Raw genomic sequence first — 18,580 nt, 5'->3', positions numbered from 1 at the left:
GCGGGGGCAGGAGCCGCTCCTGGCCCCGCAGGCCGCTCGGTCGCGTCAGCGACGTCGAGGACGCAGCGCCTGGGCGGCCCCCACCGCGCCGGCGGCGAGCACCACGCCCGCGGCGACGCCGACCAGCACGCTCTGCCGCAGCGACCCGTTGGCCCGCTCCTCGGGCAGTTCGGCGGCCTCGCTCACGTAGGCCAGCGCCTGCCGGTCCTCGAGCACCCGCAGGTCGACCTCGAGGCCGGAGATCTGGGTGTTGAGCTGGCGGATCTGGGCCTCGAGCGGGTCGAGCTCGCCGGACAGGCCCCGCTGGATGGCCAGCCGCTGGTTGAGCAGCCGGGACAGCTCGACCGGGTCGGTCTCGGTGGCCACCGCCTCGTCGAGAGCGGCGACCGGCGCCAGGATCTCGGTGCGCCGGGCGTTGAGGCCGTCGCGGTCACCGGTGAGCAGGTCGCGCAGCCGGGTGGTCTGGGCGACGTCGGCGTCGTGCCGCGCGCTCACGTAGGTCTCCGCCCAGGCCTGCGCGGTCTCCTGCGCCTCCTCCGCGTCCCCGGACTCGGCGACGAACAGGAGCGCGCTGGAGTCCAGCTCGGTGCGCACGTCCACCTCGACGTCGTTGCCGGCGGCCTCGCGGGCCTGGTCCTGGAACGCGTCGCCCTGCACGTACTCGAGCTCGGCCTGCGGCGTGCGGGTCAGCACGCCGGCCGTCGTCCCACTGGTGCGGGGGAACAGCTGGCGGCTGTCCTCGGTGCGCACCAGGACCTCGGCCTCGGACCGGTAGACGGGGTCGATGACGTAGAGCGAGCCGATCGCGACGGCGAGCACGACGAGGAACGTGAGCAGCGCCAGCCACCACCACCGGCCCAGGGCGGTCAGGGAGTCGCGCAGGCCCGTCCCCGGGTCCTCGCGCCGCGCGGCCCGGCGCACGCCGTCGCCCGGGTCGGGGGCCGTGCGCGCGGTGTCGTCAGCAGTGGTGTCCAGCACGGCGGGAAAGGTACCGGGTGGAACCCGTGGTCCGTCTGCTATGTGGTCACGTGTTCCATGCATCGAGTGACCGACCGAGCACCCCGGCGAGCTCGGCGTTGGGCGCGCGGAACCGCTCCCGCAGCCGGGCGGCCGTGTCCGGGTCCATCGGCGGGAAGGAGGCCGGTCCGGCGTTGAGCCGGTCGACCACGTCCCGTGCGCGGTACTTGACCCGGCTGGGCACCCGGGCGAGCAGGGCGCGCAGCGGGCTCCCCGGCTGCTGGCCGGCGAGGACCGCGCGCGCCAGCCTCGCCGACCGCGCGGTCCGGGCCTCGTTGTGGCCGTGGGTGACGTCGGGTGCGAAGGGCGGCAGGCCCGCGAGCTCGAACACCTCCGCACACACCCGCGCCGCGTCGGCGCGCAGGTCCTGGGACAGGTAGACGCGCCGTCGCTCCGGGGGCAGGACGGCGAACAGCTCGCGCACGTGCGGCGCGTACACCCCGTCACCGGCGTAGCGCATGTCCCGCGCCCGCGGCGGCGTGCTCGCCGGGCGGCCGGCCTCCCGCTCGAGCCCCTCCTCGAAGGTCGCGGCGTCCTCCCAGCCGCGCAGCCGGGCGTAGTGGAAGTGCGAGTAGGCCCGGGCGACCGGGTCGCGGAGGACGGCGACGACCACGGCCGAGGTGCTCTCGGCGATCCGGCGGACCGCGACCGGGTCGTACATGGCCATGGTGTGCTTGGCGACGAGGGGCGCCGATCCCACCGAGGGCGGGAAGTACTTCCGCACGGCCGCGTCCCACCCGCCGGCGAACTCGTCGTCCCGCCCGAAGAACGGCATCTCCGGGTGCACGTGCGCCCGGACCTGGGGGTGGTCGGCGAGGTACCGGAACAGCGCGGTCGAGCCGCTCTTCGGAGCGCCGACGATCATGAGACGGGGGCCTTCACACACCGGCGGGATGTTAGGGCAGAAAGCCCGGGATCACGCGGATCCTGCGTTACCCTGCCCACTCCGTCACCGATCGGAGGGACGGCGAGGGCCGGCGGACGGGTGCGGCCGGCGCAGAACGGGGGGGCGGTCGTGGTCGTGCCTGTCGTGGCCGTCGTGGCCTCGTGCCTCCTGTGGGCCTGGGTCTACCGGTCGCTCGTGCGCCATCCGCTGGACTTCATGGCGCTGACGCTGTATTACCTCGCGCTCCAGCTGCTCTGGCGTCCGATCCAGTTCGTGGTCGGCCTGGACACGCCCTTCCCCACCGAGCTGTTCCTCGACCGGGACGTCGCGGGGCTGGTCGTCCAGGGCCAGGCCGCCGTCGCGGTCTTCCTGCTCGCGCTGTGGGTGGGCGCCCGCCACCTGACCCTCCTCGTCGGCCCGGCCGAGTGGCTGTTCCCCCGGACGAGGGGCCCGCTGTCCCCGCGGGTGCTGCTGCTCCTCGCCCTGGGAGTGGGCGCCCTGGCGTTCGCCGTGACCGCACTGCTGTGGATCCGGTACGGCGGGCCGGCCGGGCTGCTGAACGCCTCGAAGGTCGAGCACGACGTCGCCGAGAGCCGGGCGCTGCGCTCGATCCCGATGCTGGCCGCCCTGTTCGCGGTGGCCGCCTTCTTCGCCCCGGCCCGGGGGGCCTGGCTCCAGCGGCTCGTGGCCCTCGGGCTGATCGCGCTCAACGCCTACCTGAGCTGGACCTGGGGCGCCCGGGACATCCCGGTCATCTCCGCCATCGCGCTGCTGGCGGGATCGCTGGTCTTCAGCAGGACCGGGCACGAGGTGGAGGGCCGCAGCGGCTGGCAGTGGCTCCGCGACCCGCGCTGGCGACGGCGGTTCTTCCTGGTGCCGGTCGTGGCCCTGCTGCTGGCCTTCTCGCTGCGCACGGCCCGGGACACGGTCCTGTGGGGGGAGCTCGCGCCCACCCTCGAGGACCAGACCACCGTGCGCCAGGTGGCCGTGGCCACCAACAACACCTTCTACGACTCGCTGCTGCTGATCATCGACGACTGGCCCGACGAGTTCGACTTCCGCGGGGGCGAGGACTTCGTCGAGGGCACCGTCGCAGCGGTGCCGTCGTCCATCGTCGGGGAGCAGGAACCGTTCCTGACCCCCGCCGTGCGGCTCGCGCAGACCTACATCGACCGCAACAACGGCTTCCCGTCCACGCCCGTCGGCGACTGGTACCTCAACCTGGGCTGGCTCGGTGTCGCGCTCGGCGGACTGCTGAGCGGGGTGATCGTCCGCGCCGGGCAGCTCGCGTTGCGGCGGTTCTCCCGGGACCCGCTGGTGTGGGGCTTCAGCCTGGTGTTCGCCGTCCGGGTCTTCCCCGGCGGGCTGTGGGCGGTCTCCATGCCCAAGTGGGTGGCCATCGGGGTGCCGATCATCGCCGTCGCCGTGGTGGTCAACCTCTTCCTCCGCCGCTCCTCCCCCGACGGGCCGGACTCCCTGTCCCTGCCCGCACTGCCGCGCTCCGGCGAGACGCCCGCGCCCGGGCCTGCCCGCCCTTGACCGCGCCGACGTCCCGCCGACCCGGGCCGGCCCTCCCGCGCAGCAGCCTGCGGCGCGACGCCGGGCTGGTCGCCGTCGGTCAGCTGGGAGCCGTCGTCAGCGGGTTCCTGCTCACGCTCTTCGGCGCCCGGACGCTGCCGCCCGACGAGTTCTCCGCGCTGTCGTGGGGCCTCGCCTGGCTGGGCTACCTGGCCGTGCTCGCCCAGTTCGGCCTGACCCGGGTGGCCACGATCGCCTTCGCCGGCCCGGGCACGCCGGAGCAGGTGCGGACCCTGCGGCACCTGCTCGTGGCCCAGGCCGTCGGCGCGGTCGCCGTGGTGGCGGTGTGGTGGGTCGGGATCGGCCCCCTGGCGGCCGGCGCCGGAACTCCGCCCGAGGTCTACCGCCCGCTGGTGCCGGTCATCGCCCTGTGGCTCCCGGCAGCGGCCCTCGGTCCCGTCGTGGTGAACGCCCTCCGGGCCCGCGGACGGTTCGGCCTGGCCCTCACCTTCGGTGAGCACGTCCGCCGCGTGGTCCTGATCGGCCTGCTGCTCGCCCTGGCCGCCACGGTGACGTGGCTCCCCTCGCTGGAGGCGGTCCTGTGGTGGGCGGTCGCGATCGAGACCGGGGTCTACCTGGTCGGCGTGGTGGTGCTCCGCCGGACCCTCGGCGACGCGCCCGCCGCGACCGGGGAGCCGGCGGAGTCCCCCTGGCGGATGCTGCGCGGCGGCAGCGCCTTCGTCCTCGCCACGCTGGCCGCGGTGACCGTCCCGCAGGCCGGCGTCTGGCTGCTCGCGGCCATCGCACCGGTGGAGGAGGTGGCCGTCTTCTCCGTCGCCGTCCGGATCGCCCTGCTGGTCGCGGTCCCGGTCGCGATCGGTCTGCGGACCCTGGCACCCCGTTTCGCCGCCGCGTCGGCCGCGGGCCGCCTGGCGTCCCTGGAGGAGCCGGTCCGGCGCTTCGCCGTCTGGTCGACCGTCGCCATCGGGGTCGCCGTGGTCGGCCTGGCCGTCACCGGGCCGGTCGTGGTGCCGGCGGTCTTCGGTGCCCTCTACGCGGACGCGGTGGTCCCGGCGCTGGTCATGTGTGCCGGCGTCCTGGCCAACGCGTGGACGGGCCCGTGCGCCGGGGTGCTGTCCCACACCGGCCACGAACGCACGGTCGCCGTCAGCGCCCTGGTCTCCTCGGCGGTGTTCTTCGCGTGCGGCGCCTGGTGGGGGTCGCAGTGGGGCGCGACCGGGGTGGCGGCCGCGGCGGCCGTCGCGATGAGCGGGCACAACCTGCGCCTGGCGCGGGTAGCCCGCCGGAGGACGGGGATCCGGACGACCGCCCGTCCGGCACGGAGAGGGACGTGATGCTCGGACCGCAGTTCCTGGTCATCGGCGCGGCGCGGTCGGGGACGACCGCGTTGTACGAGTACCTCGAGGAGCACCCCGGGCTGTTCCTCACCGATCCGAAGGAGCCCCACTACTACGCCCTCGCCGGCGCCCGGCCCGCGTTCACGGGGCCGGGCGACCGGGAGACCATCAACCGGCTCGCCGTCACCGATCGCGCCGCGTACGGCGAGCTGTACCGGGGTGCCCGGCCCGGCCAGCTCCGCGGCGAGGCGTCGGTGTCGACCCTCTACTACCCGGCGGCGGTCACGCGGCTCCGCGAGGAGGTGCCCGACGCGCGGCTGGTCTGCGTGCTGCGCGATCCCGCGGACCGGGCCTTCTCGGCCTACACCTTCATGCGCACCCGCGGCTGGGAGCCGTGCGACACGTTCGAGGCGGCCCTCGCCGACGAGGCCCGCCGCATCGGCGACGGCTGGCACCACATCTGGCACTACACCGGGATGAGCCGGTACGGCGAGCAGCTGCAGCACGTGCTCGACGTGTTCCCGCGCGACCAGGTGCTGGCGCTGCGCCACGAGGACCTCGTCGCCGACCCGGACGACGTCCTGAGGCGGGTCTACGCCTTCCTCGGGGTGCCTGCCGTGGAGCGCACCGTGGAGCCGGACCCGCACCGGTCGGGGGAACCACGCAGCCGTTTCCTCAGCCGGGTCGTGTCCCGCCACCACCCGCTCAAGAAGCTGGTCCGGCCGCTGCTCCCCGTGCCGCTGCAGCGTCGGCTCCGGCGGCAGATCGTCGCCCGCAACATCGTGCGCAGCACCTACCGCGACGAGACCCGCGCCGAGCTGGTCGAGACCTTCCGGCCCGACGTCGAGCTGACCGAGCGACTCACCGGGCTGGACCTGTCCGCCTGGCGGGACCCCGCCCGGCGGCCGGAGCGCCCCGCGTGACCGCCGTGCACATGACGCTCCGGCTGCCCGACCGCACCGGGGCGGCCAAGATGGCGCTCGGCTTCGCCCGCGCGCTGGTGGACGACGGCTTCACCCTCACCCTGCTGCACGGAGCGCCGCCGGCGGCCGGGCCGAGCATCCTCCCCGACTTCGCCGCTCTCGGGGCGCGCACCGTGCCCGAGCCGCGGCTGGAGCGCCCCTGGGACCCGCGGCTGGTGCCGGCCCTGGCCGAGCAGGTGCGTCGCGACGGCGGGCGGTGCGTCATCGGCGTCAACCAGCGGGACCGGGTGCCGGCGCTGCTGGCCGCCGCTCGGGCGGGGGTGCCCGGCGTGCTCATGGTGCAGAACCAGCACCACTTCTGGGGCCCGGCCCCGGTCGCGGCGCTCAAGCGGCGCAGCTACCGGACCGTGGTGGCCCGACGGACGACGCTGGCGGTGTGCACGTCCACCGTCGTCCGCGACGAGATGACCGGGTTCGGCGTGCCCACCGAGCGCACCGTCGTCCTGCCCAACGGCATCGAGGTGCCGCCGCCGGTCGAGCTGACCGCGCAGGAGCGGGCCCGGCTGCGCGCGGAGATGGGCGCCCGCGAGGGCGAGCTGCTGCTGCTCAACGTCGGCCGGCTGGACCCGCAGAAGGGCCAGGACCTGCTGCTCACGGCGCTCGGCCGGCCGTCCGTGCTCCCGGTGCACGTCGCGCTCGTCGGCGCCGGGGGCAGCTCCGGCGCGGCCCGGCGCACCGGCGGCTACGAGGCGGGGCTGCAGCGGCTGGTCGGCGAGCTCGGCCTCGGTGACGCGGTCACCTTCTTCGGCTGGCGGGACGACGTCGCCCGGCTGCTGGCCGCCGCCGACGGGTACGTGCACACCGCCCGCTGGGAGGGACCGGCGCTGCCGCTGGCGGTGATGGAGGCGATGGCCGCCGGCTGCCCGACCGTGTTCACCGACTGCTCGGGCGAGCCGCCGGTGTTCGAGCAAACCCGGGACGGGCTCGTCGCCCGCAGCGGCGACCCGGTGGCCATCCGCGCCCGGATCGCCGAGCTGGCCGAGCTGCCGGCCCGGGACCGGGCCGCGATGGGCGCCGCCGGGGCGGCGCTCGTCCGCGAGCACTACCGGGTGGAGGACCTCGGCCGCGCGTTCGCGGACCTCATCCGCGGCGTCCTCGCCGCCGCCTGAGCAGCCCTCCCCGGACCCGGCGGGGCGCGAGCAGCAGGCGGTCGTAGAGCTCGACGTGCGCCCGGACCATCTCCTCGGGGGAGAACCGCTCGACGAAGCGGCGCCGCCCGGCCGCGCCGAGGCGAGCGGCCAGGTCGGGGTCGGTGAGCACCCGGACCAGGTCCCGGGCCAGCCCCTCCTCGTCGCCGGCCGGGGACAGCAGCCCGGTCTCGCCGTGGACGACGACCTCCGGGACGCCCTCGACGGCGAAGCCGACCACCGGCTTGGCCGCGGCCATCGCCTCGAGGTTGACGATGCCGAAGGCCTCCCAGCGGGAGGGCAGCGCGAGGACGTCGATGGTGCGCATGACGTCGGTGAGGTCGTGCCGCCACCCGGTGACGTGCACCCGGCCGGTCAGTCCCAGGTCGGCGGTCAGCCGCTCCACCTCCGCCCGGCGCGTGCCGTCGCCGACCACGACGACGTGTGCGGCGGGCACCTGCGCGGTCACCGTGCGGGCGGCCCGGACGAGGTGGTCGACGCCCTTCTGGTCCTCCACCCGGCCCACCAGCGCGACGAGGAGTGCGTCCTCGGGCAGGCCGAGGCCCGCGCGCAGCCGGGCGCGGTCGGCCGGGGTCGCGTCGCCGACCTGCTGCCGGCTGGAGTAGTGGATGACCGTGGTGCGTGACGCCGGGATGACGCGGGTGCGGACGCCGACGTCCCGGATGAACGCCGACCCGGCGACGTAGTGGGTGGTGACCAGCCCGAGCAGCCGCTCCACCGCCCGGAACAGCGACCGCCTCGGCTGCGGCACGGCGGCGTGCCCGGCGTAGGCGTGCAGCATGTGCACCCGCACCGGCGTCCCGGCCGACCAGGCCGCCACCCGGCCCATCGCGCCGGCGATCGACGTGTGGGTGTGCACGACGTCGTAGCGCTGCCGGCGGATGTCGGCGCGGATCCGGAGGAACTGGCGGGCCAGCTCGACGGGGCCGTCCGGCGTGGCCTGCTTGAAGTGGCCGGCGCCGTGCGAGGGCGCGTAGTCGACCACCCGCAGCCCGGTGCCGCGGATCTCGTCGTCCAGCGGGCCGCCGCCGGACAGCGCGACCGACACGTCGAAGCGGTCGGGAGGCAGCGAGGTGGCGAGCTGGAGCAGGTGCTCGGCCGAGCCGCCCACGGTGATGCCGGTCAGCTGCAGCACGCGGACCCGGTCCCCGCTCACCGCAGCCCGTCCGCACTGGGCCAGGGCAGGCGGCGGCCCAGCAGGTCCTGCAGCTCCCGCAGGTCGCCGGCGAGGGATGCCGCGAGCCGGCGTCGGGTCCCCGGGTCGACCGTCTCCCGCCGCAGGTTGGCCGAGCGGATGCGCTCCCGGTGTCGCTCGGGCACCACCCGCGTCACCAGCCGCCGGGCGGCCGGGGAGCGGCGCACCACGTTCAGCGCCCCGGCCACCCCGCGACTGCGCGGCAGCCCGCCCTCGTTGACCCGGCGGTCGGTGTGCACGTCGACGTCCGGGTCCACGTCGAGGAACGCGAACACCCGCCGCAGCTGTCCCGCCGGGTCGGCCGCGAGCTCCTCCTGCGTGAGCACCAGCAGCCGGTCCCCGAACGCCTCCGCGAACGGGGCGAGCTGCTCGGCGTAGCGGCTGAGCCGGGCGAAGTGCCACATGTGGCTCCACCCGGCCGCGATCCGTTCCTCCTCGGCGGCCAGCCCCTCCTCGAAGCCGCCCGCGTCGTGGCCGCGGCTGCGCAGGTACTGCCAGCTGGAGAACGCCCGCTGCACCGGGTCGCGCAGCACGGCCACGAGCCGGCAGCCGGGCGCGCAGTACCGCGCGATCGCGGGCACGGACGCGGCCGGGTACGCCAGCGTGGTCACCGACCCCTCCCCCCGGCGCGCCTCGGGGCGCCCGGCGAACAGCCGCAGCCAGGCCTGCGGGTCGCGGACGGCGACCCGGTTGACCAGGTCGTCGTCGCCGGGCCCGGTGAACCGCGGCGCCCCCTCGGAGAAGGCGAGGAAGTGCGGCTCCTTGGGGGTGGAGACGAAGACGTCCGGGTGCTCGCCGAGGAAGGAGGCCAGCGCCGTCGTCCCGCTGCGGGCGGCCCCGATGACCAGGAAGTCCGGGGCGTCGGTCACCGGCCGCATGCTACCGGCGGTCCACCCCCGCACCCCGGTATTGGGGATGCGTCGGCACCTCGTGCGGGAGTGTGCCCCGGCGCTCCGGCCGACGACCCTGGGCCCCCTCAGACACCGGGGGTGGCCATGATCGACGTCGGCGGGGGGCCGGTTGGGGACGTGCTGGACGCGGAGCCCGTCCGGGAGGTGCCGGACGGGCGGGTGCGCTCGGCCGGAGCCGCGCGCCCGGACGCCGCACCGCTGCTGCTCGCGGCCGAGCCCCGCGAGCAGCGCGCCGCGATCCGCGCCCTGCTGGTCACCGTGGACGCCGCCGCGCTGGCGCTGCCCGCGGTGTGGCTGGGCGGATCCGCCGCGGTGACCGCCGCCCTCGTCGTCCTCACGCTGGCCGCGCTGGCCGCCGCGGGCGCCCACCGGCCCCGGATCTCGCTGTCCGCCCTGGACGAGGCGCCCCGCCACCTGCCCCGGCTGGCCGTCGGGCTGCTGCTCGCCACCCCCGTCGGGTACGTGGCCGGCGCCGACCTGGGCCTGGCGGTGCACGCGCTGTGCGCCGTGCCGTGCTTCGTCCTCGGCCGCAGCCTCTCCTACGCCGCGGTCCGCCGCGCCCGGCGTTCCCTGGCGGTCGGCTCGACCACGCTGGTGCTCGGGGGCGGCCGGCTGGGCATGGACCTGCTGACCACCCTCGACGAGCACCCCGAGTACGGGCTGCGCGGCGTGGGCTTCCTCAGCGACGGCTCCCCGCTCGACGGGCGCGAGCCGCTGGGCCACCTGGAGGACCTCGACCTGGTCCTCGACACCTACGGCGTCCGCACGGTCGTCGTCGCCTACGGCCCCACCCGCGAGGCCGACCTGGTCGACCTGGTGCGCAGCGCGGCCCTCCGCGACGTCGAGGTCTACATCGTCCCCCGCTTCTTCGACGTGGGGATGTCGCCCAACGGCGCCGACGTCGAGGACGTGTGGGGCATCCCGCTGCACCGGGTCCGGCGGGCCGCGCTGCGCCGCGGGGGGTGGCGGGTCAAGCGCCTCGTCGACGTCGCCGTCGCGGGCACGGCGCTGGCCGTCCTCGCCCCGGTGCTCGCCGTCCTGGCCCTCGCCGTGCGGGTGAGCAGCCCCGGCCCGATCCTGTTCCGCCAGGTGCGGGTCGGGCACGCCGACGAGGAGATCGCGATCCTCAAGTTCCGCACCCTGCGCGTGGCCGCACCCGAGCCGGTCGGCGGGCCGATGCACGCCTCTACCCGCAGCACCATGCACGCCCGGCAGATCGACGTCGAGCGCCGGCAGACACGGATCGGCACGGCGCTGCGCCGCACCAGCCTCGACGAGCTGCCGCAGCTGTGGAACATCCTCCGTGGCGACATGTCCCTGGTGGGCCCCCGCCCCGAGGAGCGGCGTTACGCCGCCCAGTTCGCCGACTCCGTGTACGGCTACCGCGACCGGCACCGGCTGGCCGTGGGCCTCACCGGCTGGGCGCAGGTCCACGGGCTGCGGGGTGAGACCTCCATCGAGGAGCGCGCCCGCTTCGACAACTCCTACATCGAGCACTGGTCGCTGTGGCGGGACCTGGTCATCCTGGTCCGCACCGTCGCGGCGGTGCGCCGGCAGGCCTTCACGGCGGTGCGGTCCGCCACCCGGTGAGCCGTTCCTGCCGCCACTCCCCCGCACCGGTGCCGGACGCCCGGTGCGCTCTCACCACGGCTGGAGACCTCGGATGCACCACTCCACCCCCGCCGGCCGGGACGGCGACCCCGGTCGGTCCCCCGACCGGCGGCTGACCCGCCGCGGGCTGCTCGTGCTCGGCGCGACCGGGCTGGGCGCCGCCGGGCTGACCTCCATCCCGGCGCTCGACCGGAACGGGGCCGCTCTCGCGCCCCGGGAGGGGCCGGCGGCGGTGTCGCTGGCCGCGGGCGAGACCCTCCGGCCGCGTGACTTCGGCGCCGCGGGGAACGGGCGGGCCGACGACACCGCCGCGGTCCAGGCGATGCTCGACGAGTCGGCCGCCCGGGGGCTGGTCGGTGTGCTGCCCCGCGGCACCTACCGGTGCACCGCGAGCCTCCTGGTCCGGCCGGGCGCCCAGCTCCACCTCGAGCGCGGCGCGCGGCTGCAGAAGGACTGGGCAGCCCAGCCCGGCCTGGTCAACGCGTTCCTCCGCAACGCCGACTTCGCCCAGCCGGCGAACGGGGTCCGGATCACCGGCCCCGGGTCGATCGGGGCCGTGGACCACGCCCGGACGGGGGTGGTCCTGGCGCTCTACGGCAACGACGTCCTGCTGCGCGACTTCACCATCGACACCTACGCCGGCGGCCAGGCGATCATGTACGGCGGGGACCGGGGCCGGGCCGAGCGCGTGCGGATCCGCAACAGCGCCGCCGACACCGGCACCGGTGGCATCCGGGTCTTCGCCGGCAACGACTTCCGTGGCATCGGCTGCTCCGTCGAGTCGGGCGACGACTGCCTGCAGTTCGTCCCGATCGGCGACCCGACCGGGCTGTTCTACGGGATGGACATCGCCCGCGGCAGCTACGTCGGCTGCACCGGCGTCAGCTCGGTGAGCCGCTTCATGGTCGCCCTGCTCGAGCACACCAAGGGCGAGGAGGTGATGGACGCCTCCATCCGTGACTGCTCGTTCGTCGAGTGCCGGGGCGCGGGCGCCAACCGGGGCATCGTCGTGAAGAACACCCACAGCACCGGGGTGATCGAGCGGGTGTCGTTCACCGACTGCTCGGTGGACATGGCCGCCGCCGCGGACGCCGGCACCCAGGAGATCCGCATCCAGACGGACCCGGCGACCGCGGGCGCGATCCGGGACGTCACCTTCACGCGCACCTCGATCACCCGCCCGGTGAACGGTCCGCTGCGGGTCGGCGGCCCGAACATCAGCGGGCTGACGTTCGACAGCTGCACGTTCAGCGCCCCGTCGGGCGTCTCGGACCTGTCGGTGGTCGTCAACGAGGCCTCGCAGGTCCGGTTGCGCCGGTGCACCTTCACCGGGGCGCCGGGCAAGCGGCAGCTCGTCGCCGGTCCCCAGGGCCCGGTGACCGACCTGACGGTGGAGGAGTGCCGGTTCACCGGCATCCCCGACGGCGGGTGGGCGGTCGAACTGGTCGGCGCCAGCGGGGCCCGGGTGGCCGCATCCACCTTCCAGCAGGCGGCGGGCGCCACGACCGCCCGCGCGATCCGGGTCATGCCGGGGGCCGGCGGCGTCGTGATCGAGGGCAACGACTTCACGGGCATCAGCCACCCGGAGCCGATCCTCGACCGAGCAGCGGGCACCTCGCTGAGCGGCAACCGCGGCCTCTAGGGCCCGCACCCGCGACCGGTACCCGGGCGAACCGTCGCCCGGGTACCGGTCGCTGCCGTGTGGACGGCGCACGCGCACGTCCGGGACGGCGGGTCCGGCCAGGGGTGCGCGCTCCCACCACGACCGGGCGGAGAGCGGTGGCGCACGCCCGCAGCGCCCGTCGCCCGCCGCACCCGATACCCGATTCCCGATCGCCGCGGAATGGTCGTTCGATCGCACCAGGAAATGACGCCGCGCACTTTCCAGCGATGGGAGAAAAGGCGCGAGTAACCGCATTTATCGTCACGCTGAGTCACACCGCGTGTGCATCCGTGCAGGTGATCCGTACGTAGGAGCAGTGGACGCTCACCTCTGGTGACGATTCCGCGGGTATCGCCGTCCACTCCCCCCACTTTTCGGGATCCCCGCTCCCCCCTCGCCGCGGCTGGGAGAACTGCGAGCTGACCTGCAGTCTTCTCCTCAATCAGCCCGGGGATCTGTTCGAGGAGCCATTCTGATGGAGACGCCCAACCTCAACCGACGCGACGTGCTGAAGCTGTCGGCGGCCGGCACGGCAGCACTGGCGCTGCCCGTGACGGGGGTCCTGTCGGCGGCAGCGGCGTCCGCACTGCCCGCCGGCAAGATGCCGGTGCCGTACACAGCGGCCTTCAAGGCCCCGCCGGTGCTGGAGCCGACCGTCACCGACGACGTCCGGAGCAACGTCTTCGGCCACGTGCCCGACGACTACGAGCCGCCGACCACCGGTGGCCACCAGCCGGGCGAGCCGATCACGGGGTCGGACTACCTGGGCACGGACTACTACCGGATCACCGAGACCCACACGCAGGTCCAGCTCATCCCGGGCATCTGGACCAAGATGTGGTGCTACGCCGGCCAGAAGCCGGACGGCTCCCTGCTGCGGTCGGTCCCCGGGCCGACGATCCGGAGCTACCTGCAGCCCGACCCCGACAACCCCGGCAAGAAGATCCCGCGCAGGACGGTCATGCAGGTGATCAACAGCCTGCCGAAGCGCCACCCCACCCTGGGGTACATCCCCTGGACCTCGTTGCACCTGCACGGCTCGCCGTCCAAGCCGCAGTACGACGGGTACGCCGGCGACCTGACCAACCCGGGGGAGTGGAAGAACTACCAGTACCCGAACAACTGCACGCCGCGGACGCTCTGGTACCACGACCACGGGGTGCACCACACCGCGCAGAACGTCTACATGGGCCTGGCCGCCCAGTACCACGTGGTGGACGAGGAGCTGGAGATCGGCCTCCAGATCCCCCGCTGGGACCGGCAGAAGGCCGCCGAGGGCAAGCCCCAGTACGAGTTCCCGCTGGTCCTGAGCGACGTCATCTTCGCCGCCGACGGCCAGCTGCTGTGGAACGACGACAACGAGTCCGGGGTCTACGGCGACGTGATCCTGGTCAACGGCGTGCCGTGGCCGAACATGAAGGTCGAGCCCCGCAAGTACCGGTTCCGCGTCCTCAACGGGTCCCTCGCGCGCGGCTACAGGCTCCGGCTGAGCAACAACATGCCGTTCAAGGTGATCGCCACCGACGGGGGGTTCATGCAGAGCTCCCAGGAGGTGACCACCTTCACGATCGGCATGGCCGAGCGCTACGAGATCATCATCGACTTCAAGGACCTCAAGGGCACCAAGGTCCAGCTGGTCAACGACGGCGTCCCGAACGCCCGCGACTTCGACCACACCGGCAAGGTGATGCAGTTCGAGGTGGGCAAGGGCGTCACCAGCTTCGACGGCAACCAGTGGCCGAGCAGCCTGGGCGCCCCGCACCCCGTGATGACGCTCAAGGCCGCCGACCGGTCAGCGGTCCGGCACATGCGCCTCCACAAGAGCAACAGCCTGTGGAAGATCAACGACATGACGTGGGACGACGTCGTCAAGTCGAACTACGAGTTCGTCTTCGCCAACCCGGCCCGCGACGCCATCGAGATCTGGGACGTCGAGAACTCCTCGGGCGGCTGGTTCCACCCGCTGCACATCCACCTGATCGACTTCCGGGTCCTCAGCCGGACGGTGAGCGGGGTCGCCCAGCCGCCGCGCCCCGAGGAGCGCGGCCCCAAGGACGTCGTCTACGTCGGCGAGAACGAGACCGTGCGCCTGCTCATGCGCTTCGAGCACGAGGACGGGCGCTACATGATCCACTGCCACAACCTGTCGCACGAGGACCACGACATGATGTTCCAGTACCAGGTGGGGCACCACGACATCGACTGCGACTCGATCAACAGCGACCCGCCGAAGCCGCTGCCGGCTCCGGACCTCGTGCCCCAGCAGCCGCCGGCTCCCGAGGCCCCGGCTCCCGAGGCCCCGTCCGCCGAGTCGGGCACGGACGACTCCGCGTCCGGCACGGAGTCCCCCGCACCCAGCACGGACTCCGCCGCGACGGACCAGTCGGCCGGCGCGTCGGCGGCCGAGACCCCGGCGGGGACCACCGCCGGAGCCTGAACCACCGGCCTCGGCCCCGGAGCAGCCACGGCAGCTCCGGGGCCCGAGCCGTGCCCTGCGGGAGGTCTCGCGGGAGTCGCCGGCCAGGCGTCCGCGCAGGTGGTCCCCCGGGTTGGGGGTCGGGCCGCCCCCACGCAGCGGCTGTCCGCTCACGGTGGCGGTGACCAGTGTCCTTCGATGACGAGCCGTTTCACATGGGGAGGAACGACGAGATGAGAACCCGACAGCAGGAACCCGGCAGTACGCGCGGGCGGACACTCCGGGGCTGGGCGCGCCGGCTGGTGGTGCCCGCCGCCGCGGTCGCCCTGCTCCCGCTGGCCCTGGCGCCCACGTCGCAGGCGGCGACGGTGATCACCGTGCCGAACCCGGGTGGGCTCGCCCAGGCCGGGCCGGTGGACCCCGCGTTCGGGTACCCGGCCTGGTACGAGGACAACAAGGGTCTGCGGCTGGAGGCCTGCGTCGACCACCTGAACGCGCTGTGCAACATCCCGGTGGCCGAGGTCCCCAACCCGTCGGCGCCGGTGTCCTTCCCGAACAACTGGCCGGCCGAGTTCTTCTACCAGCTCGTCGAGGCCGACGTGACGCTGCGCGGCGGCGGCACGGCGACGCTCGTCCTCGGGCTCGAGGGCGCGTGGCTCAACGAGGTGGTCAACGCCGGCGACCAGACCGTGTTCGCCCGCGTCCGGGTGGACGTCGACGGCGGCGTGGCCAACACGACCTACCGTTTCAAGCACCCGTTCGGCGAGCTGACCGTCGACACCGACGAGCGCGGCCGGGGCCGGTTCGTCCAGGACGTCTCGCCGGCCCTGAACAACTTCGACACCCCGCTCGCCGGGAACTTCGGGCCCTTCCTGCGCTGGCGGCCCGGCGTGCTCCCCAACCCGCCGGCCGGCTACGTCGGTGACCCGAACGTGCTGCACCAGGTCGCCGGCAGCCCGTTCAACTTCAACCGGTTCACCGCCTGGCAGGGCACCCTGCAGGAGGGCACCACCGACCTCTTCAGCATCTCCGGCAAGATCGCGACCAACACCGGGCTCACCGTCGACCGGGCCGGCATCAACGGCGGGTTCCTCGACGTGTTCGCCACCAGCAAGGGCACCACGCTGGAGGTCGCCGGCCAGGACGGGCGCTTCGCCACCACGCCGATGGCCAAGGACCCCGGCAGCGGCCGGTTCTACGCCCGCATCCCGCTGCAGGCCGGCGCCGCGCTGCCCACCGAGGTCACCGTGCGCAACACCGGTGACAACCCGGTCAGCAGCAAGGTCTACAAGATCAGCGGGGTCACGGTGAACCAGGCCGGCTACGACGGCACGAACCTCACCGTGGCGGCCACGGCCATCGCCCCGGCCACCTACCCGCTGGAGGTCGTCGGCTACAAGGACGCCACCGGCGCGGCCTTGAAGCTGACCTCGGCCGACCCGGTGACCATCCCGAGCCTCGCGCCGCCGGCAACCGTGACGGTCAAGGACGCCGCCGGCACCACGGCCACGCTGCCGGTGACCATCGTGGGCGGCCCGGCCACCCCGACCGGTCCGCCGACCGGCGGCGGCACCACCCCGGACCCCGCCGCGCTGCCGGGCGCCCCGACGGGTGTCTCGGCCACGGCCGGGGACGCGCAGGCGAGCGTCACCTGGGTCGCGCCCGCCAGCACCGGGACCTCGCCCTTGACCCGGTACCTGGTGACGGCCACCGACGCGGCCGGCGTCGTCTACCGGGCGTTCGCCACGCCGGACACCACCTCGGCGGTCGTCGAGGGTCTGGTGAACGGGGACCGGTACACCGTGCGGGTCCGGGCGGTGAACGGCTCCGGGGTCGGACCGTCGTCCGCGCCGGTGAACGTCACGCCGGCAGCGCCGTGAGTTCTCGCTCCCGGCCGGGAGACGCCGGCGGGGAGTGAGACCGACCGAGGGCCCGTCACCATCCGGTGGCGGGCCCTCGGGGCGTCACCGGGCGTGCGCGAGCCGCCGGCCCTCGGCCGGCTCCTGGGAGAGGGCCGCGTCGCGACCGGAGGTGGTGACCGCGACGGCGTTGGCGAGCACGACCACCGCGATCCCGAGCCACTCGTGCCCGGCGGGCACCTGGCCGAGCAGGACCGTGCCGGCCAGCGCGGCGAGCACCGGGTGGACGCTCATGAACACGCCGAAGAAGCGCTGCGGGACCACGCGCAGGGCGGTCAGGTCCGCGGCGTACGGGACCACCGACGACAGCACACCGGCCGCCACCGCGTAGGCCAACGGCGCTCCCGTCAGCCGTCCGGACCCCGCCAGCAGGACGAGCACCGGCAGGTACGCGAGCGCGCAGAGGGCCGTGGCCACCGCGGGGGCCTGCAGGCCCGGCAGCCGCGCGCCGGCGACCCGGTTGAGCACGATGTACGCCGCCCAGCACGCGGCGGCAGCGACCCCCAGCCCCAGCCCCGCGTAGTCGCTCGACGGGCCGGGCAGGACCAGCACGTAGACGCCGGCGCCGGCCGCCGCGGCGATCAGCAGGTCCCGCCGCGAGCGCGAGACGGCCAGGGCGACCGCCAGCGGGCCGAGGAACTCCAGGGTCACCGCCAGCCCGAGCCCGATCCGGTCGATCGCGGTGTACAGCGACAGGTTCATGCAGCCGAACACGACCGCCAGCAGCAGCACCGGCCACCACTGCCCCCAGGTCATCCGCCGCCACGGGGGCCGGGCCACCGGCAGCAGCACGACCGCCGCGACCACCTGCCGGGTCGCCACCACCCCGACCGGGCCCAGGGAGCCGAACGCGTGCGCCCCCAGCGCCGCCCCCACCTGGTTGCTCACCGCGCTGCCCAGCATCGTCCCGACGCCGCGCAGCAGGGTGCCGCCGCGGTCTCCCTGTCCGGTCACCTGCCCGAGTGTGGGCACGGCCGGCTCATGAGGGAAATGCCTTACCCGCCACCGGCGATACGCTGCGCGCATGGATCCGGAGGTCCGGCACCTGCGCGCGCTGCTCGCCGTGGTCGACGCCGGCACCTTCACCATGGCCGCCGACGCGCTCGGCACCTCGCAGGCCTCCGTGTCGCGCACGATCGCCGCGCTGGAGCGCACGCTGGGCGCGCGGGTCCTGCAGCGGACCACCCGCGAGGTGTCGCTGACCCCGCTCGGCGCCCGGGTCGTCGGGCACGCACGCCGCGTGCTGGAGGAGGTCGCCGCGATCCGGCGGGCCGCCGACCAGGGCGGCGGGGACCTCCGGGTCGGCTACGCCTGGTCCGCGCTCGGCCGGCACACCACGGCGGTCGCGCGCCGGTGGTCCGAGGACCACCCGGGTGCCGCACTGGAGTTCGTCCACGCCAACACCCCGACCGCCGGCCTGAGCGAGGGCATCGCCGACGTCAGCGTCCTGCGCCGTCCGGTCGACGACGCGCGGCTGCGCACCTCCCTCCTCGGCACGGAGCGGCGCTACGCCGCCGTGGCCGCCGACGACCCGCTGGCCCGCCGCCGCAGCCTGAGCCTCAACGACTTCGCCGGCCGCACCATCGCCGTCGACCCCCTCACCGGGACCACCAGCGAGCAGCTGTGGTCGTCCCCGGCGGCACCGGCCGCCACCCGTACCGTCCGCGGGATCGAGGACTGGCTCACCGTCATCGCCGCCGGCCAGGCCGTGGGCATCTCCGCCGAGGCGACCGCGGCCCAGCACCGGCGGCCCGGCGTGGCCTACCGGCTCGTCCGCGACGCCCCGCCCGTGCCGGTGTGGCTGGCCTGGTGGGCCGACAGCCCCCCGCCGCACGTCGACGCCTTCGTCCACCTCGTCTGCGAGCAGTACGCCCGCCGCTGACCCCGGGTGTGGCGCGCGTGCGCCGCCCCGCGGTGCCCGCGGTCGGCGAGCCGAGGACGGGGTGCCGGGATGC

At 74.7% G+C, this 18,580-nt stretch carries 14 protein-coding genes; 9 read left to right on the top strand and 5 right to left on the bottom strand.

The features are described 5' to 3' along the window. Window positions 1–45 precede the first annotated feature (45 nt). Entirely contained in the window at window positions 46–978 is a 933-nt protein-coding gene (locus tag ACI789_RS23360; protein WP_457011935.1) for a hypothetical protein, read from the bottom strand. A 46-nt stretch (window positions 979–1,024) separates the two neighbouring features. Beyond that, a complete protein-coding gene (locus tag ACI789_RS23355) occupies window positions 1,025–1,882 on the bottom strand; it encodes a sulfotransferase domain-containing protein (protein ID WP_457011934.1) in 858 nt (285 codons plus the stop codon). A 174-nt stretch (window positions 1,883–2,056) separates the two neighbouring features. Between ACI789_RS23355 and ACI789_RS23350 the strand changes: the two genes are divergently transcribed. The 4 genes from ACI789_RS23350 to ACI789_RS23335 are packed head-to-tail and all read left to right on the top strand — an operon-like array spanning window position 2,057 to window position 6,871. Further along, window positions 2,057–3,442 (top strand): hypothetical protein, encoded by a 1,386-nt coding sequence (locus ACI789_RS23350; RefSeq protein ID WP_457011932.1) that lies wholly within the window; start codon window positions 2,057–2,059, stop codon window positions 3,440–3,442. Beyond that, a complete protein-coding gene (locus ACI789_RS23345; protein ID WP_457011930.1) occupies window positions 3,439–4,776 on the top strand; it encodes a lipopolysaccharide biosynthesis protein in 1,338 nt (445 codons plus the stop codon). The genes ACI789_RS23350 and ACI789_RS23345 overlap by 4 nt, the downstream gene beginning before the upstream one ends. Beyond that, window positions 4,776–5,702, top strand: a complete 927-nt coding sequence (locus ACI789_RS23340; RefSeq protein WP_457011936.1) for a sulfotransferase family protein — start codon at window positions 4,776–4,778, stop codon at window positions 5,700–5,702. Before ACI789_RS23345 ends, ACI789_RS23340 begins: the two co-directional genes overlap by 1 nt. Continuing rightward, window positions 5,699–6,871 (top strand): glycosyltransferase family 4 protein, encoded by a 1,173-nt coding sequence (locus tag ACI789_RS23335; protein WP_457011928.1) that lies wholly within the window; start codon window positions 5,699–5,701, stop codon window positions 6,869–6,871. Before ACI789_RS23340 ends, ACI789_RS23335 begins: the two co-directional genes overlap by 4 nt. On the opposite strand, the gene ACI789_RS23330 is transcribed toward ACI789_RS23335, so the two are convergent. Continuing rightward, window positions 6,843–8,066 (bottom strand): glycosyltransferase family 4 protein, encoded by a 1,224-nt coding sequence (locus tag ACI789_RS23330; RefSeq protein ID WP_457011926.1) that lies wholly within the window; start codon window positions 8,064–8,066, stop codon window positions 6,843–6,845. The two genes, ACI789_RS23335 and ACI789_RS23330, sit on opposite strands and share 29 nt — an antisense overlap. Then, window positions 8,063–8,974: a sulfotransferase family protein gene (locus ACI789_RS23325; protein ID WP_457011925.1), complete on the bottom strand. Its 912-nt coding sequence runs from the start codon at window positions 8,972–8,974 to the stop codon at window positions 8,063–8,065. Before ACI789_RS23325 ends, ACI789_RS23330 begins: the two co-directional genes overlap by 4 nt. Before the next feature lie 159 nt (window positions 8,975–9,133). On the opposite strand from ACI789_RS23325, the gene ACI789_RS23320 reads away from it, so the two are divergent. The 4 genes from ACI789_RS23320 (at window position 9,134) to ACI789_RS23305 (ending at window position 16,586) form a co-directional block, all read left to right on the top strand. Beyond that, window positions 9,134–10,606 (top strand): sugar transferase, encoded by a 1,473-nt coding sequence (locus ACI789_RS23320; RefSeq protein WP_457011923.1) that lies wholly within the window; start codon window positions 9,134–9,136, stop codon window positions 10,604–10,606. A gap of 73 nt (window positions 10,607–10,679) precedes the next feature. Then, entirely contained in the window at window positions 10,680–12,269 is a 1,590-nt protein-coding gene (locus ACI789_RS23315) for a hypothetical protein (RefSeq protein WP_457011921.1), read from the top strand. A 496-nt stretch (window positions 12,270–12,765) separates the two neighbouring features. Next, entirely contained in the window at window positions 12,766–14,727 is a 1,962-nt protein-coding gene (locus tag ACI789_RS23310) for a multicopper oxidase domain-containing protein (RefSeq protein ID WP_457011919.1), read from the top strand. Window positions 14,728–14,939: 212 nt separating this feature from the next. Next, a complete protein-coding gene (locus ACI789_RS23305; RefSeq protein WP_457011918.1) occupies window positions 14,940–16,586 on the top strand; it encodes a fibronectin type III domain-containing protein in 1,647 nt (548 codons plus the stop codon). A gap of 84 nt (window positions 16,587–16,670) precedes the next feature. On the opposite strand, the gene ACI789_RS23300 is transcribed toward ACI789_RS23305, so the two are convergent. Next, window positions 16,671–17,579 carry an EamA family transporter gene (locus ACI789_RS23300; protein WP_457011917.1) on the bottom strand — a complete coding sequence of 303 codons (909 nt, stop codon included), beginning with the start codon at window positions 17,577–17,579 and terminating at the stop codon, window positions 16,671–16,673. Between the two features lie 70 nt (window positions 17,580–17,649). On the opposite strand from ACI789_RS23300, the gene ACI789_RS23295 reads away from it, so the two are divergent. Next, window positions 17,650–18,507 (top strand): LysR family transcriptional regulator, encoded by an 858-nt coding sequence (locus ACI789_RS23295; protein WP_457011915.1) that lies wholly within the window; start codon window positions 17,650–17,652, stop codon window positions 18,505–18,507. Window positions 18,508–18,580: the final 73 nt, after the last annotated feature.

This window comes from Geodermatophilus sp. SYSU D00965, assembly GCF_054050075.1.
This window is presented reverse-complemented; position numbering and strand designations above follow the sequence as displayed.